This is a genomic window from Variovorax sp. V35 (assembly GCF_041154465.1).
Classification (GTDB): Bacteria; Pseudomonadota; Gammaproteobacteria; order Burkholderiales; family Burkholderiaceae_C; genus Variovorax; species Variovorax boronicumulans.
This window is the reverse complement of the sequence record NZ_AP028666.1, coordinates 6937962-6950466: the sequence shown is the minus strand read 5'-3', so window position 1 is coordinate 6950466 and position 12505 is coordinate 6937962. Positions and strand designations below refer to the sequence as shown.

Sequence of the window (12505 nt, the reverse complement as noted above, 5' to 3'; positions counted from 1 at the left end):
CCACAATCGCGGGCTTCGCTTTCAAAAGGCGAAGCTTTCAGCCCAAAGCGGAAGCGTCTCGAGTGGTTCGAGGCGTGGACGACGGGCCCAAGACTGACCGCGGTGTCTCCCTCCTGGAGGCTCATCGGTACAAGTTGGGAATATCAAGAAATGATCCAAACTGAATCCCGGCTCGAAGTGGCCGACAACACGGGCGCGAAATCCGTCCTGTGTATCAAGGTGCTCGGTGGCTCCAAGCGGCGTTACGCCAGCGTGGGCGACGTCATCAAGGTCAGCATCAAGGAAGCCGCTCCGCGTGGTCGCGTCAAGAAGGGCGAGATCTACAGCGCAGTGGTGGTCCGCACCGCCAAGGGCATCCGTCGTGCTGACGGCTCGCTCGTCAAGTTCGACGGCAATGCCGCCGTGCTGCTCAACGCCAAGCTGGAGCCCATCGGCACCCGCATCTTCGGACCGGTCACGCGCGAACTGCGCACCGAGAAGTTCATGAAGATCGTGTCGCTGGCACCCGAAGTTCTCTAAGGACACAACGCCATGAACAAGATTCGCAAAGGCGACCAGGTCATCGTGTTGGCCGGTCGTGACAAGGGCAAGCGCGGCACCGTGTCGCTGCGCGCAGACGACTCGCATGTGATCGTCGACGGCATCAACCTCGTCAAGAAGCACACCAAGCCGAACCCCCTCAAGGGTACGACCGGTGGCATCGTCGAGAAGTCCATGCCGATTCACCAATCCAACGTGGCGATCTTCAATGCCGCGACCGGCAAGGCCGATCGCGTGGGCATCAAGATCTCCGAAGGTGCTGACGGCAAGCGCGTCGCGGTTCGCGTCTTCAAGTCCAGCGGCGACGAAATCAAGTTCGCCTAAGAGGTACTCACATGGCACGTCTCCAACAACACTATCGCGAAAAGATTGCGAAAGACCTGACGGAAAAGTTCGGCTACAAGTCGCCGATGCAAGTTCCGCGTCTCACCAAGATCACCCTGAACATGGGTGTGGGTGAAGCAGTCGCCGACAAGAAGGTCCTCGACAACGCTGTCGCCGACCTGACCAAGATCGCTGGCCAGAAGCCCGTGGTCACCAAGTCGAAGAAGGCCATCGCCGGCTTCAAGATCCGCGAAAACCAGCCGATCGGCTGCATGGTCACGCTGCGTGGCGTGCACATGTACGAGTTCCTGGACCGTTTCGTCACCGTGGCGCTGCCCCGCGTGCGTGACTTCCGCGGTATCTCGGGTCGCGCATTCGACGGCCGTGGCAACTACAACATCGGCGTCAAAGAGCAGATCATTTTCCCTGAGATCGAGTACGACAAGGTCGACGCCCTGCGCGGTCTCAATATCAGCATCACGACGACGGCCAAGACCGACGAAGAAGCCAAGGCGCTTCTCGCTGGCTTCCGTTTCCCGTTCAAGAACTGAGGTGATCTGTGGCTAAAGCATCTTTGATCCAGCGCGAACTCAAGCGCGACAAGCTGGTTGCCAAGTTCGCTGCGAAGCACGCAGAACTGAAGGCAACTTCCAACGACGCGAAGAAGAGCGACGAAGAGCGCGCAGCGGCCCGCCTGGCCCTGCAAAAGCTCCCGCGCAACGCGAACCCCACGCGCCAGCGCAACCGTTGCGAAATCACCGGTCGCCCCCGTGGCACCTTCCGTCAATTCGGTCTGGCCCGCGCCAAGATCCGCGAACTGGCTTTCAACGGCGACATCCCCGGTGTCACCAAGGCCAGCTGGTAAGCCAGGCAGGAGCAAACAACATGAGCATGAGTGATCCCATTGCCGACCTGCTGACGCGTATCCGTAACGCGCAGATGGTGGCGAAGCCCACCGTGTCGGTCCCGTCTTCCAAGGTGAAGATCGCGATCGCACAAGTCCTGAAGGACGAGGGCTACATCGACGGCTTCCAGGTCAAGACCGAAGCCGGCAAGAGCGAACTTGAAATCTCGCTGAAGTACTACGCTGGCCGTCCGGTCATCGAGCGCATTGAGCGCGTGAGCCGCCCCGGCCTGCGCGTCTACAAGGCCAGCACTTCCATTCCGCAAGTCCAGAACGGCCTCGGCGTTGCGATCGTCACGACCCCCAAGGGCGTGATGACCGACCGCAAGGCGCGCGCCACCGGTGTCGGCGGCGAAGTTCTGTGCTACGTCGCCTAACCGAGACATCGAGGAGTTACTGAAATGTCCCGAGTAGGAAAAATGCCGGTCGCCATCCCCGCAGGCGTGGATGTGTCGATCAAGGAAGACCAGATCAGCGTCAAGGGCACGGGCGGCACGCTCAGCCTGGCTCGCAACGCGCTGGTGAATGTCGTCAACAAGGACGGCAAGCTGAGCTTCGAGCCCGCCAACGATTCGCGTGAAGCGAATGCGATGAGCGGCACGATTCGCCAGCTGGTGAACAACATGGTGGTTGGCGTGACCAAGGGCTTCGAGAAGAAGCTCAACCTGGTCGGCGTCGGCTACAAGGCTGCAGCGTCCGGCGCCAAGCTGAACCTGCAAGTCGGTTACTCGCACCCGGTCAACATCGACATGCCGCAAGGCATCACGGTGACCACCGCGACCCCGACCGAAGTGGTGATCAAGGGCGCTGACCGTCAACGCGTCGGCCAGATCGCCGCTGAGATCCGCGCTGTTCGTCCGCCAGAGCCCTACAAGGGCAAGGGCATCCGCTATGCGGACGAGAAGATCGTGATCAAAGAGACCAAGAAGAAGTAAGGGGCAGCAAAATGATGTTGACCAAAAAAGCACAGCGTCTTCGCCGCTCGCGCCAGACCCGCATCCGCATTGCGACGCAGGGCGTGGCTCGCCTCACGGTGAACCGCACCAACCTGCACATCTATGCCACCGTCATCTCCGACGACGGCACCAAGGTGATCGCAACCGCATCGACCGCCGAAGCCGAAGTGCGCGCAGCACTCGGCGCCTCGGGCAAGGGTGGCAATGCCGCCGCTGCCACCGCCATCGGCAAGCGCATCGCTGAAAAGGCGAAGGCTGCCGGCGTCGAGAAGGTCGCTTTCGATCGCGCAGGTTTCGCCTACCACGGCCGCGTCAAGGCGCTGGCCGAGGCAGCCCGCGAAGCCGGTCTGCAGTTCTAATCGGACACGAGATTCAAAATGGCAAAGATTCAAGCAAGAACGCAGAACGAAGGTCCTGAGGACGGTCTGCGCGAGAAGATGATCGCGATCAACCGCGTCACCAAGGTGGTGAAGGGTGGTCGTATCCTCGGTTTCGCAGCGCTGACCGTGGTCGGTGACGGCGATGGCCGCGTCGGCATGGGCAAGGGCAAGTCCAAGGAAGTGCCTGCTGCCGTGCAGAAGGCGATGGAAGAAGCCCGTCGCAACCTGTTCAAGGCTCCGATCAAGAACGGTACGCTGCACCACCAGGTGCAAGGTCACCACGGTGCTGCCACCGTCGTGATGTACCCGGCTCCCAAGGGTACCGGCATCATCGCCGGCGGCCCGATGCGCGCCGTGTTCGAAGTCATGGGCATCACCGACATCGTGGCCAAGAGCCATGGTTCGTCGAACCCCTACAACATGGTTCGCGCCACGCTCGACGGGTTGAAGAACTCGACGACGGCCGGCCAAGTGGCTGCCAAGCGCGGTCTCACCGTCGAAGAAATCTTCGCCTGAGCGCAAGCTCTCGCAAGGCTGAAGGAAGCATTCAAATGACGCAACAACAAACCCTCAAGGTGCAGCTGGTGAAGAGCCCGATCGGCACCAAGGAATCGCATCGCGCGACCGTGCGTGGCCTCGGCCTGCGCAAGCTCAACAGCGTGAGCGAGCTGCAAGACACGCCCGCAGTGCGCGGCATGATCAACAAGATCAGTTATCTGGTCAAAGTTCTGTAAGAGAGACTGATATGGAACTCAATGGCATCAAGCCGGCAGCTGGCGCCAAGCACGCCAAGCGTCGCGTCGGCCGCGGTATCGGCTCCGGCATCGGCAAGACCGCAGGTCGCGGTCACAAGGGCCAGAAGTCGCGCGCAGGCGGTTTCCACAAGGTCGGCTTCGAAGGCGGTCAAATGCCGCTGCAGCGTCGCCTGCCCAAGCGCGGCTTCAAGTCGCACCTGCTGAAGTACAACGCCGAAGTCACGCTGACTGCTCTTGAGCAGCTCGGCCTGGCCGAAGTCGATGTCCTGGCACTGAAGCAAGCCGGCCTCGTGGGCCAGCTCGCCAAGGTCGTCAAGATCATCAAGACCGGCGAACTCACCAAGGCCGTCAAGCTGACGGGCGTGGGTGCGACCGCTGGTGCCAAGGCTGCGATCGAAGCAGCCGGCGGCAGCCTCGCCTGATCACCATCGGACTGAAAGAAGTTCTTCGTGGCAACTAACGCGGCAACGATCGCAAAAACAGGCAAGTTCGGCGACCTCCGTCGTCGGCTCGTCTTTTTGCTGCTCGCGCTCGTGGTCTACCGGATTGGCGCGCACATTCCTGTGCCGGGTATCAACCCGGACCAGCTGGCAGCGTTGTTCCAGGGCCAGCAGGGCGGCATTCTGAGCCTGTTCAACATGTTCTCGGGCGGGGCGCTGTCGCGTTTCACCGTGTTCGCGTTGGGGATCATGCCGTACATCTCGGCGTCGATCATCATGCAGCTGATGACCTACGTGCTTCCGACCTTCGAGCAATTGAAGAAGGAAGGCGAGGCCGGTCGCCGCAAGATCACGCAGTACACGCGCTATGGCGCGCTCGGCCTGGCTCTGTTCCAGTCGTTCAGCATCGCAGTGGCCCTCGAATCGTCGGCTGGTCTGGTGATCGCCCCCGGTTTCGGCTTCCGCCTGACCGCCATGGTGAGCCTGACGGCAGGTTCGATGTTCCTGATGTGGCTCGGCGAGCAGATCACCGAACGCGGCCTGGGCAACGGCATCTCGATCCTGATCTTTGCAGGTATCGCGGCCGGTCTGCCCGGTGCGATCGGCGGCCTGGCTTCGCTGGTGACGACCGGTGCGATGAACCCCATCGTTGCGCTCTTCATCATCGCGGTCGTGGTGCTGGTCACCTACTTCGTGGTGTTCGTGGAACGCGGTCAGCGCAAGATCCTCGTGAACTATGCGCGGCGCCAGGTCGGCAACAAGGTCTACGGCGGTCAGTCGTCGCACCTGCCCCTGAAGCTGAACATGGCCGGTGTGATTCCTCCGATCTTCGCGTCGTCGATCATTCTGCTGCCGGCAACGGTGGTGGGCTGGTTCAGCGCTGGTGACGGTGGCTTCCGCTGGATCAAGGACATCGCCAGCGCACTGCGTCCGGGCGAGCCGATCTACGTGCTGCTGTACGCCGCTGCGATCGTTTTCTTCTGCTTCTTCTACACGGCACTCGTGTTCAACAGCAAGGAAACGGCCGACAACCTGAAGAAGAGTGGTGCGTTCATTCCTGGCATTCGCCCGGGTGACCAGACCGCTCGCTATATCGACAAGATTCTGGTTCGCCTGACGTTGGCTGGCGCGGTGTACATCACCTTCGTCTGCCTGCTGCCCGAGTTCCTGATCCTGAAGTACAACGTGCCGTTCTACTTCGGTGGTACCTCCCTGCTGATCATCGTGGTCGTCACGATGGACTTCATGGCCCAGGTGCAAAACTACATGATGTCCCAGCAGTACGAATCGCTGCTGAAGAAGGCGAACTTCAAGACATCGTAGGGCTGTGAGTTTCAGTATTGAGTCCGGGCGGTAGACCGCCACGTTAAACAGTTTTAGGAGAATGAAATGAGAGTTTCGGCTTCGGTCAAAACCATCTGCCGTAATTGCAAGGTCATCCGCCGTAAAGGTGTGGTGCGTGTGATTTGCACCGACCCGCGCCACAAGCAGCGCCAGGGTTGATTGAAGAGTATTAGAGGACGCACATGGCACGTATTGCTGGCATCAACATCCCGCCGCACAAGCACGCTGAAATCGGCCTGACCGCCATTTTCGGTATCGGTCGCACCCGCGCCCGTCAAATCTGCGAAGCGAGCGGCATCGAATATTCGAAGAAGATCAAGGATCTGACCGACGCCGATCTCGAAAAGATCCGCGACCAGATCGCTCTGTTCACGATCGAAGGCGATCTGCGTCGCGAGACGACGATGAACATCAAGCGTTTGATGGACATCGGCTGCTATCGCGGCTTCCGTCACCGTCGCGGCCTGCCGATGCGCGGCCAGCGCACGCGCACCAACGCCCGCACCCGCAAGGGTCCGCGCAAGGCTGCGCAGTCCCTGAAGAAATAAGGATAGACAAGCATGGCTAAAGCACCTGCAAACAACGCCGCACAGCGCGTTCGCAAGAAGGTTCGCAAGAACGTTGCGGACGGTATCGCCCACGTGCATGCCTCGTTCAACAACACCATCATCACGATCACCGATCGCCAGGGCAACGCCCTGTCGTGGGCTTCGTCGGGTGGCCAGGGCTTCAAGGGCTCGCGCAAGTCGACCCCGTTCGCTGCGCAGGTCGCTTCCGAAGTGGCCGGCCGTGCTGCTGTCGAACAAGGTATCAAGAACCTCGACGTCGAGATCAAGGGCCCCGGTCCTGGTCGCGAGTCGTCGGTGCGCGCACTGGCTGCGCTCGGCATCCGGATCAATTCCATCGCCGACGTGACGCCCGTTCCGCACAACGGCTGCCGTCCCCAGAAGCGTCGCCGCATCTGATCGTCAGTCCGCAAGGCGCAGCCAGCTTTCGAGCGGCTGCGCATTTGTTTTTTCACTAAGCCCACCGCCATCGGCACATCCGCCGACGGCTCCCGCAGGCAACTGCGGCAGATGACACCAAGGAAATACCGTGGCACGTTACCTCGGCCCCAAGGCCAAACTTTCCCGCCGTGAAGGCACCGACCTGTTCCTGAAGAGCGCCCGTCGTTCGATCCAGGACAAGGCCAAGTTCGACTCCAAGCCCGGCCAGCACGGCCGCACCTCGGGTCAGCGCACCTCCGACTACGGTCTGCAGCTGCGTGAGAAGCAGAAGGTCAAGCGCATGTACGGCGTGCTCGAGAAGCAATTCCGCCGCTACTTCGAAGAAGCCGATCGTCGCCGTGGCAACACCGGCGCCAACCTGCTGTTCATCCTCGAGTCGCGCCTGGACAACGTGGTCTACCGCATGGGCTTCGGCTCGACGCGCGCCGAAGCACGCCAACTCGTGTCGCACAAGGCGATCACCGTGAACGGCCAGTCGGTCAACATCCCGTCGTACCTGGTCAAGACCGGTGACGTGATCGCCGTGCGCGAAAAGTCGAAGAAGCAGAACCGCATTGTCGAAGCGCTGCAACTCGCCCAGCAAGTCGGCATGCCGGCTTGGGTCGATGTGAACGCCGACAAGGCCGAAGGCACCTTCAAGAAGGTCCCGGATCGCGACGAATTCGCAGCCGACATCAACGAATCGCTGATCGTCGAACTGTATTCGCGTTGATTTTCTCTACCCGCCTGCGCGTCTTTGCGCCGGCGGGAGATTGATATTGTTGTTCACGTTCCTGCTCCGCACTCTGTTGCGGATCAGGCGCTTCACCAGCCTTACCGGTGTAACGAGCCGGGGGTATTGAGAGGAAGTCTGCATGCAAACCACCCTGCTGAAACCCAAGACCATCCAGGTCGAGCAACTTGCCGCCAACAAGGCCAAGGTCACGCTCGAGCCTTTCGAGCGCGGCTACGGCCACACGCTCGGCAACGCGCTGCGTCGCGTTCTGCTGTCGTCCATGGTCGGCTACTCGGCCACCGAAGTCACGATCGCTGGCGTTCTGCATGAGTACTCGTCGATCGACGGCGTGCAGGAAGATGTCGTCAACATCCTGCTGAATCTCAAGGGCGTGGTGTTCAAGCTCCACAACCGCGACGAAGTCACGCTGAGCCTGCGCAAGGACGGCGAAGGCCCGGTCCTCGCATCGGACATCCAGACCCCGCACGACGTCGAGATCATCAACCCCGACCACGTGATCGCGCACCTGTCGCAAGGCGGCAAGCTCGACATGCAGATCAAGGTCGAAAAGGGTCGCGGCTATGTGCCTGGCACGATGCGCCGCTACGCCGACGAGCCGACCAAGTCGATCGGCCGCATCGTCCTCGACGCGTCGTTCTCGCCCGTCAAGCGCGTGAGCTACACCGTCGAAAGCGCTCGTGTCGAACAGCGTACCGACCTGGACAAGCTGCTGGTCGAGATCGAAACCAACGGTGCGATCAGCGCCGAAGATGCCGTTCGCGCATCGGCTAAAATCCTGGTTGAACAGCTCGCCGTGTTCGCGCAGCTCGAAGGCGGCGAACTCGCTGCATTCGATGCACCCGCACCGCGCAGCGCCCAGCAATTCGATCCGATCCTGCTGCGCCCTGTCGACGAACTCGAACTGACGGTGCGTTCGGCCAACTGCCTGAAGGCCGAAAACATCTACTACATCGGTGACCTGATCCAGCGCACCGAGAACGAGCTGCTCAAGACCCCGAACCTGGGTCGCAAGTCGCTCAACGAAATCAAGGAAGTCCTCGCTTCGCGCGGTCTCACCTTGGGTATGAAGCTTGAAAGCTGGCCGCCGGCCGGTCTCGATAAGCGTTGATTTTTGTTTTGAATTGAGCCCATGAGGGCTCGTGCCCGGGCAGTACCTGATACGGCTGCCTGTTTAATAAAGTAAAGGAAAAGCACCATGCGTCACGGACACGGACTCCGCAAACTCAACCGCACCAGCTCGCACCGCCTCGCGATGCTGCAGAACATGATGAATTCGCTCATCGAGCACGAAGTCATCAAGACCACGGTCCCCAAGGCCAAGGAACTGCGCCGCGTCATCGAGCCGATGATCACCCTGGCCAAGAAGCCCACGCTCGCCAACAAGCGCCTGGCCTTCGACCGCCTGCGCAGCCGCGACAGCGTCGTCAAGCTCTTCGGCGAACTCGGCCCGCGTTTCGCCGCGCGTCCGGGCGGCTACACCCGCATCCTGAAGATGGGTTTCCGCGTGGGCGACAACGCCCCGATGGCGCTCGTCGAACTGGTCGACCGTGCTGAAATTAAAGATGCTGGCGCTGAGCAAAACGCCGCTGAATAAGCTATAATTTATACTTGCCGCGCGATGGAGCAGCCTGGTAGCTCGTTGGGCTCATAACCCAAAGGTCGCAAGTTCAAATCTTGCTCGCGCAACCAATTTAAAAGGCCCTTTGAGAAATCAAAGGGCCTTTTTCTTTGGCCGAATTCTTTTGGAAATTCCTGGCCGAAATTCGGCACAAAAAAGCCCTCGCGAAGAGGGCTTTTCTGTTTCTGGACCCGCCCCGCGAAGAGGCCGGTTTCGAGAACGTGCGCGGCAAGCGACGCCTGAAGACTGCGCTGACGCGCAGCCCAAGCGCAGGATCAGTCCGGAATGACCGCCGTCACCTCGATCTCCACCTTCGCGCGGTGTTCCACCAGCGCCGCCACCTGCACGCAGGTCATGGCCGGGAAGTTGCGGCCCAGCGCGTCGCGGTAGACCGGGCCGAGCTCGGACAGGCGCCGGCTGTACTCGTCGCGATCCGTCACGTACCAGGTCATGCGCACCATGTGCTCGGGGCCGGCACCGGCTTCGCGCAGCACCTCGGCGATGTTGCGCAGCGCCTGGCCGCACTGGTCGATGAAGTCGTCGGATTCGAACTGCTGCTGGGCATTCCAGCCGATCTGGCCGCCGACGAACACCTGGGTGCCGCGCGCCGCGATGCCGTTTGCATAGCCCTTCGGGGGCAGCCAGCCCGGAGGCTGAATGAGTTTGTTCGTCATGATGGTGTGTTGCTGTTGAGTTGTCTCAATTTGAAGCGCTGGAGTTTGCCGGTTTCGGTGCGCGGCAGCGCCGTCACGAACTCGATCTCCCGCGGGTACTTGAAGGGGGCGATGGTGGCTTTCACGTGGTCCTGGAGGGCCTTCACCATCGCTGCGTCGCCGGTGTTGCCGGGCTTGAGCACGCAGAAGGCCTTCACGATCATGCCCCGGTCGGTGTCGGGCTTGCCGATCACGCCGCACTCGGCCACGGCCGGGTGCTTGAGCAGCGCATCTTCCACTTCCGGGCCGCCGACGTTGTAGCCGGCCGTGATGATCATGTCGTCCGCACGCGCCTGATAGAAGAAGTAGCCGTCGTCATCCTGCACGAAGGAGTCGCCGGGGTAGTTCCAGCCGTTCTTCACGTAGTCGCCCTGGCGCGGATCGTCGAGGTAGCGGCAGCCGACCGGGCCTTGCAGCGCCAGCTTGCCGACCGTGCCGCGCGGCACTTCGTTGCCTTGGTTGTCGACCACCTTGGCCGTGAAACCCGGCACCGCCTTGCCGACGGCGCCGCGGCGCACTTCGTCGCCGGCGGCCGAGATGTAGATGTGGAACACCTCGGTGCCGCCGATGCCGTCGAGCATCTCGATGCCGGTGGTCTCCTTCCAGAGTTGGCGCGTGGCGTCGGGAAGCGCCTCGCCTGCGCTCACGCAGATGCGCAGGCTCGGCGCCCCGTGCTGCCGGACGAAGGGCGCCATCTGGCGATAGAAGGTGGGCGCGGTGTAGCAGATGGTCGCGCCGACCTCGTTGATGAGCTTCACGAGCGCTTCGGGCGAGAAGGCGCCGTCGGGAAAGTACACCGACGCACCGGCCCACATCGGGAAGATCAGCAGCCCGCCGAGCCCGAAGGTGAACGCCAGCGGCGGCGTGCCGACCACGATGTCGTCGCTGCGCGCGCGCAGCACGTGGCGCGGCCAGGTCTGGCACATGGCGACCACGTCGCGGTGCGTGGTGACGGGTGCCTTGGGCTTGCCCGTGGTGCCCGAGGTGAAGGCCAGCAGCGCGATGTCGTCGGCCGCCGTGGGGCAGGCGGGGAACACGCCACTCTTGCCGGCCGCGCGTGCCGACAGCGAATCGGGTGCGTCGGGCTGGTTGAAGGCAATCACCGTCGCGAGCACCGGGTGCGCCTTCTGCGCAGCCACCAGCTCCTCGAGCAGGCGGCCTTCGCACAGCGCGGCCACGGGCTGCGATTTCTCGATGATCTCGCCGAGTTCCTTGGCGCGCAGCAGCGGCATGGTCGCCACCGCGATCAGCCCGGCCTTGACCACGGCCAGCCACGACAGCGCCATCCACACCGAGTTGCCGCCACGCAGCAGCACGCGGTTGCCGGGCACCAGCCCGAGATCCTCGGCCAGCACCTGGGCGATGCGGTTCACCTCGACGCCCGCCTGGGCGTAGGTGAGCACGCCGGCGGGCGAGCGCAGCATCGGCCGGTCGCCGAAGCCCTTGGCGACCGCCTTGTCCAGCAGCTCCTCGACCAGGTTCAGCTGGTCGGGGAACTGCAGTTCGGGCAGGTCGTAGCGAAAGACCGGCAGCTGCGCGGCAGGCGGCAGGCGGTCATGAACGAAGCGATCGACTTGGGCAGACACAGTTTCACCCCCGCAAAACGGATTTGCCGATGATCAGTTGCTGGACTTCCGTCGCGCCTTCGTAAATGCGCAGCGAGCGGATGTCCCGGTACAGGCTTTCGATCTTGGTGCCGACCTTCACGCCGAGGCCACCGTGCATCTGCAGCGCCATGTCGATCACGCGGCTCGCGTTCTCGGTGGCGCACATCTTGGCCATGGCGGCAGCGGCCGACACGTCGCCGACTGCCGGCGCGCCGCGGCGCTCCGCGTCGTCGCGCATCCAGGCGGCGCGGTAGGTGAGCAGCGCGGCGCTGTCGATCAGCGCGGCCATCTCGCCGAGCTTGGCCTGCGTGAGCTGGAAGTCGGCCAGCGTCTGGCCGAACATGCGGCGACCCTTGGCATGCGCGATGGCTTCGGCCAGCGCGCGGCGACCCATGCCGAGCGCGGCGGCAGCCACCGAGGCGCGGAAGATGTCGAGCGTGCGCATCGCGAGCTTGAAGCCGCCGTTCAGCGTGCCCAGCTGCGCCGTGCGCGGCACGACGCAGTTGTCGAAGCGCAGAGTGGCCAGCGGGTGCGGCGCCATCACGTCGATGTGGGCCGAGGTGTCGAGCCCCGGCGTCGTCGCGTCGACGATGAACACCGTGATGCCGCGCGTGCCGGCCGTGGGGTCGGTCTTGGCGAACACGCAGTAGAAGTCGGCGATGCCGCCGTTGCTGATCCAGGTCTTCTCGCCGTTCAGGCGCCAGCCGTCGGCGGTGGGCTCGGCGCGCATCGCCATCGCTGCCACGTCGGAGCCGGCTTCGGGTTCGCTGAGCGCGAAGGCCGCGATCTTCGCGCCCTTGCCGACCGCCGTGAGGTACTGCGACTGCTGCTCGGGCGTGCCGTCCAGCGTGATCGCGCCGCTGCCCAGGCCCTGCATCGCGAACGCGAAGTCGGCCAGTGGCGAGTGGTAGCCGAGCGTTTCGCGCAGCAGCACGAGCGCGCGCGAATCGAGGCGCTCGAGCGCGCCGCCGGCACTGCCCGGCACCGCATAGCGCAGCCAGCCGGCGTCGCCGAGGCGGCGCACCCATTCGCGGCAGGCCGCGCGGTCGTCGCGCTCATCGATCTCCTGGGCGGCGCACCAGGGCAGCAGGTCGTTGGCGAGCGCGCGGTGCGCGTCGTCGAAGAACGGCAGCGCGAGGTGCGCGGTCGACGGTGGGGCGGGGATCTTGGTCATCATGATG

General features: G+C 62.9%; 20 protein-coding genes and 1 tRNA gene. 18 read left to right on the top strand and 3 right to left on the bottom strand.

The genetic code is table 11. The annotated features are described in order from the left end of the window. Window positions 1-150: 150 nt before the first annotated feature. From rplN to ACAM42_RS32115, 18 genes are all read left to right on the top strand, one after another. Window positions 151-519, top strand: coding sequence for a 50S ribosomal protein L14 (gene rplN / locus ACAM42_RS32200; RefSeq protein WP_009124801.1), 369 nt, complete (start codon window positions 151-153; stop codon window positions 517-519). A 12-nt stretch (window positions 520-531) separates the two neighbouring features. Further along, window positions 532-864, top strand: coding sequence for a 50S ribosomal protein L24 (rplX, locus tag ACAM42_RS32195; protein WP_369630560.1), 333 nt, complete (start codon window positions 532-534; stop codon window positions 862-864). An 11-nt stretch (window positions 865-875) separates the two neighbouring features. After that, on the top strand, window positions 876-1415 hold the full coding sequence (rplE, locus tag ACAM42_RS32190) for a 50S ribosomal protein L5 (protein ID WP_056576993.1): 540 nt from the start codon (window positions 876-878) through the stop codon (window positions 1413-1415). Between the two features lie 8 nt (window positions 1416-1423). Continuing rightward, window positions 1424-1729: a 30S ribosomal protein S14 gene (rpsN, locus tag ACAM42_RS32185; RefSeq protein ID WP_056576989.1), complete on the top strand. Its 306-nt coding sequence runs from the start codon at window positions 1424-1426 to the stop codon at window positions 1727-1729. 20 nt (window positions 1730-1749) lie between these two features. Then, on the top strand, window positions 1750-2145 hold the full coding sequence (gene rpsH / locus ACAM42_RS32180) for a 30S ribosomal protein S8 (protein WP_062474816.1): 396 nt from the start codon (window positions 1750-1752) through the stop codon (window positions 2143-2145). A gap of 24 nt (window positions 2146-2169) precedes the next feature. Next, window positions 2170-2703 (top strand): 50S ribosomal protein L6, encoded by a 534-nt coding sequence (rplF, locus tag ACAM42_RS32175; RefSeq protein ID WP_062474819.1) that lies wholly within the window; start codon window positions 2170-2172, stop codon window positions 2701-2703. A 14-nt stretch (window positions 2704-2717) separates the two neighbouring features. After that, a complete protein-coding gene (gene rplR, locus ACAM42_RS32170) occupies window positions 2718-3083 on the top strand; it encodes a 50S ribosomal protein L18 (RefSeq protein ID WP_056577252.1) in 366 nt (121 codons plus the stop codon). Window positions 3084-3101: 18 nt separating this feature from the next. Continuing rightward, complete coding sequence (gene rpsE, locus ACAM42_RS32165; protein WP_056576983.1) at window positions 3102-3620, top strand: 30S ribosomal protein S5; 519 nt, start codon at window positions 3102-3104, stop codon at window positions 3618-3620. 35 nt (window positions 3621-3655) lie between these two features. Then, window positions 3656-3838 carry a 50S ribosomal protein L30 gene (gene rpmD / locus ACAM42_RS32160; RefSeq protein WP_019653974.1) on the top strand — a complete coding sequence of 61 codons (183 nt, stop codon included), beginning with the start codon at window positions 3656-3658 and terminating at the stop codon, window positions 3836-3838. An 11-nt stretch (window positions 3839-3849) separates the two neighbouring features. After that, complete coding sequence (gene rplO, locus ACAM42_RS32155) at window positions 3850-4281, top strand: 50S ribosomal protein L15 (RefSeq protein WP_056576982.1); 432 nt, start codon at window positions 3850-3852, stop codon at window positions 4279-4281. Window positions 4282-4308: 27 nt separating this feature from the next. Beyond that, window positions 4309-5622 carry a preprotein translocase subunit SecY gene (gene secY / locus ACAM42_RS32150; RefSeq protein ID WP_056576979.1) on the top strand — a complete coding sequence of 438 codons (1314 nt, stop codon included), beginning with the start codon at window positions 4309-4311 and terminating at the stop codon, window positions 5620-5622. A gap of 66 nt (window positions 5623-5688) precedes the next feature. Further along, the gene (rpmJ, locus tag ACAM42_RS32145; protein ID WP_013544106.1) at window positions 5689-5802 is read left to right on the top strand and encodes a 50S ribosomal protein L36; all 114 of its coding nucleotides are present in this window, start codon (window positions 5689-5691) and stop codon (window positions 5800-5802) included. Between the two features lie 23 nt (window positions 5803-5825). Next, complete coding sequence (rpsM, locus tag ACAM42_RS32140) at window positions 5826-6191, top strand: 30S ribosomal protein S13 (RefSeq protein WP_013544105.1); 366 nt, start codon at window positions 5826-5828, stop codon at window positions 6189-6191. Between the two features lie 12 nt (window positions 6192-6203). Beyond that, window positions 6204-6608: a 30S ribosomal protein S11 gene (gene rpsK, locus ACAM42_RS32135; RefSeq protein ID WP_009124825.1), complete on the top strand. Its 405-nt coding sequence runs from the start codon at window positions 6204-6206 to the stop codon at window positions 6606-6608. Between the two features lie 130 nt (window positions 6609-6738). Beyond that, window positions 6739-7362, top strand: a complete 624-nt coding sequence (gene rpsD / locus ACAM42_RS32130; protein ID WP_056576976.1) for a 30S ribosomal protein S4 — start codon at window positions 6739-6741, stop codon at window positions 7360-7362. A 142-nt stretch (window positions 7363-7504) separates the two neighbouring features. Continuing rightward, window positions 7505-8494: a DNA-directed RNA polymerase subunit alpha gene (rpoA, locus tag ACAM42_RS32125; protein WP_056576973.1), complete on the top strand. Its 990-nt coding sequence runs from the start codon at window positions 7505-7507 to the stop codon at window positions 8492-8494. An 87-nt stretch (window positions 8495-8581) separates the two neighbouring features. Continuing rightward, complete coding sequence (gene rplQ / locus ACAM42_RS32120) at window positions 8582-8980, top strand: 50S ribosomal protein L17 (protein ID WP_056576970.1); 399 nt, start codon at window positions 8582-8584, stop codon at window positions 8978-8980. An 18-nt stretch (window positions 8981-8998) separates the two neighbouring features. After that, a tRNA-Met gene (locus ACAM42_RS32115) sits at window positions 8999-9075 on the top strand. 204 nt (window positions 9076-9279) lie between these two features. On the opposite strand, the gene ACAM42_RS32110 is transcribed toward ACAM42_RS32115, so the two are convergent. Genes ACAM42_RS32110 through ACAM42_RS32100 form a run of 3 tightly spaced genes read right to left on the bottom strand, consistent with a single transcriptional unit; the run spans window position 9280 to window position 12501 of the window. After that, window positions 9280-9678 carry a RidA family protein gene (locus ACAM42_RS32110; RefSeq protein WP_056576966.1) on the bottom strand — a complete coding sequence of 133 codons (399 nt, stop codon included), beginning with the start codon at window positions 9676-9678 and terminating at the stop codon, window positions 9280-9282. Next, the gene (locus ACAM42_RS32105) at window positions 9675-11303 is read right to left on the bottom strand and encodes an AMP-binding protein (RefSeq protein ID WP_369630559.1); all 1629 of its coding nucleotides are present in this window, start codon (window positions 11301-11303) and stop codon (window positions 9675-9677) included. The genes ACAM42_RS32110 and ACAM42_RS32105 overlap by 4 nt, the downstream gene beginning before the upstream one ends. A gap of 4 nt (window positions 11304-11307) precedes the next feature. Further along, window positions 11308-12501: an acyl-CoA dehydrogenase family protein gene (locus ACAM42_RS32100; RefSeq protein WP_307582028.1), complete on the bottom strand. Its 1194-nt coding sequence runs from the start codon at window positions 12499-12501 to the stop codon at window positions 11308-11310. Window positions 12502-12505 lie beyond the last annotated feature (4 nt).

Excerpts from the sequence above, each read along its gene's own strand:
- rpmJ (WP_013544106.1), top strand. The coding sequence starts at position 5,689 with ATGAGAGTTTCGGCTTCGGTCAAAACCATCTGCCGTAATTGCAAGGTC.
- rpmD (WP_019653974.1), top strand. The coding sequence starts at position 3,656 with ATGACGCAACAACAAACCCTCAAGGTGCAGCTGGTGAAGAGCCCGATC.
- rplF (WP_062474819.1), top strand. The coding sequence starts at position 2,170 with ATGTCCCGAGTAGGAAAAATGCCGGTCGCCATCCCCGCAGGCGTGGAT.
- rpoA (WP_056576973.1), top strand. The coding sequence starts at position 7,505 with ATGCAAACCACCCTGCTGAAACCCAAGACCATCCAGGTCGAGCAACTT.
- rpsK (WP_009124825.1), top strand. The coding sequence starts at position 6,204 with ATGGCTAAAGCACCTGCAAACAACGCCGCACAGCGCGTTCGCAAGAAG.
- rplN (WP_009124801.1), top strand. The coding sequence starts at position 151 with ATGATCCAAACTGAATCCCGGCTCGAAGTGGCCGACAACACGGGCGCG.
- rpsE (WP_056576983.1), top strand. The coding sequence starts at position 3,102 with ATGGCAAAGATTCAAGCAAGAACGCAGAACGAAGGTCCTGAGGACGGT.
- rplO (WP_056576982.1), top strand. The coding sequence starts at position 3,850 with ATGGAACTCAATGGCATCAAGCCGGCAGCTGGCGCCAAGCACGCCAAG.
- rpsM (WP_013544105.1), top strand. The coding sequence starts at position 5,826 with ATGGCACGTATTGCTGGCATCAACATCCCGCCGCACAAGCACGCTGAA.
- rplX (WP_369630560.1), top strand. The coding sequence starts at position 532 with ATGAACAAGATTCGCAAAGGCGACCAGGTCATCGTGTTGGCCGGTCGT.
- rplQ (WP_056576970.1), top strand. The coding sequence starts at position 8,582 with ATGCGTCACGGACACGGACTCCGCAAACTCAACCGCACCAGCTCGCAC.
- ACAM42_RS32110 (WP_056576966.1), bottom strand. The coding sequence starts at position 9,678 with ATGACGAACAAACTCATTCAGCCTCCGGGCTGGCTGCCCCCGAAGGGC.
- rplE (WP_056576993.1), top strand. The coding sequence starts at position 876 with ATGGCACGTCTCCAACAACACTATCGCGAAAAGATTGCGAAAGACCTG.
- rplR (WP_056577252.1), top strand. The coding sequence starts at position 2,718 with ATGTTGACCAAAAAAGCACAGCGTCTTCGCCGCTCGCGCCAGACCCGC.
- ACAM42_RS32100 (WP_307582028.1), bottom strand. The coding sequence starts at position 12,501 with ATGATGACCAAGATCCCCGCCCCACCGTCGACCGCGCACCTCGCGCTG.
- rpsH (WP_062474816.1), top strand. The coding sequence starts at position 1,750 with ATGAGCATGAGTGATCCCATTGCCGACCTGCTGACGCGTATCCGTAAC.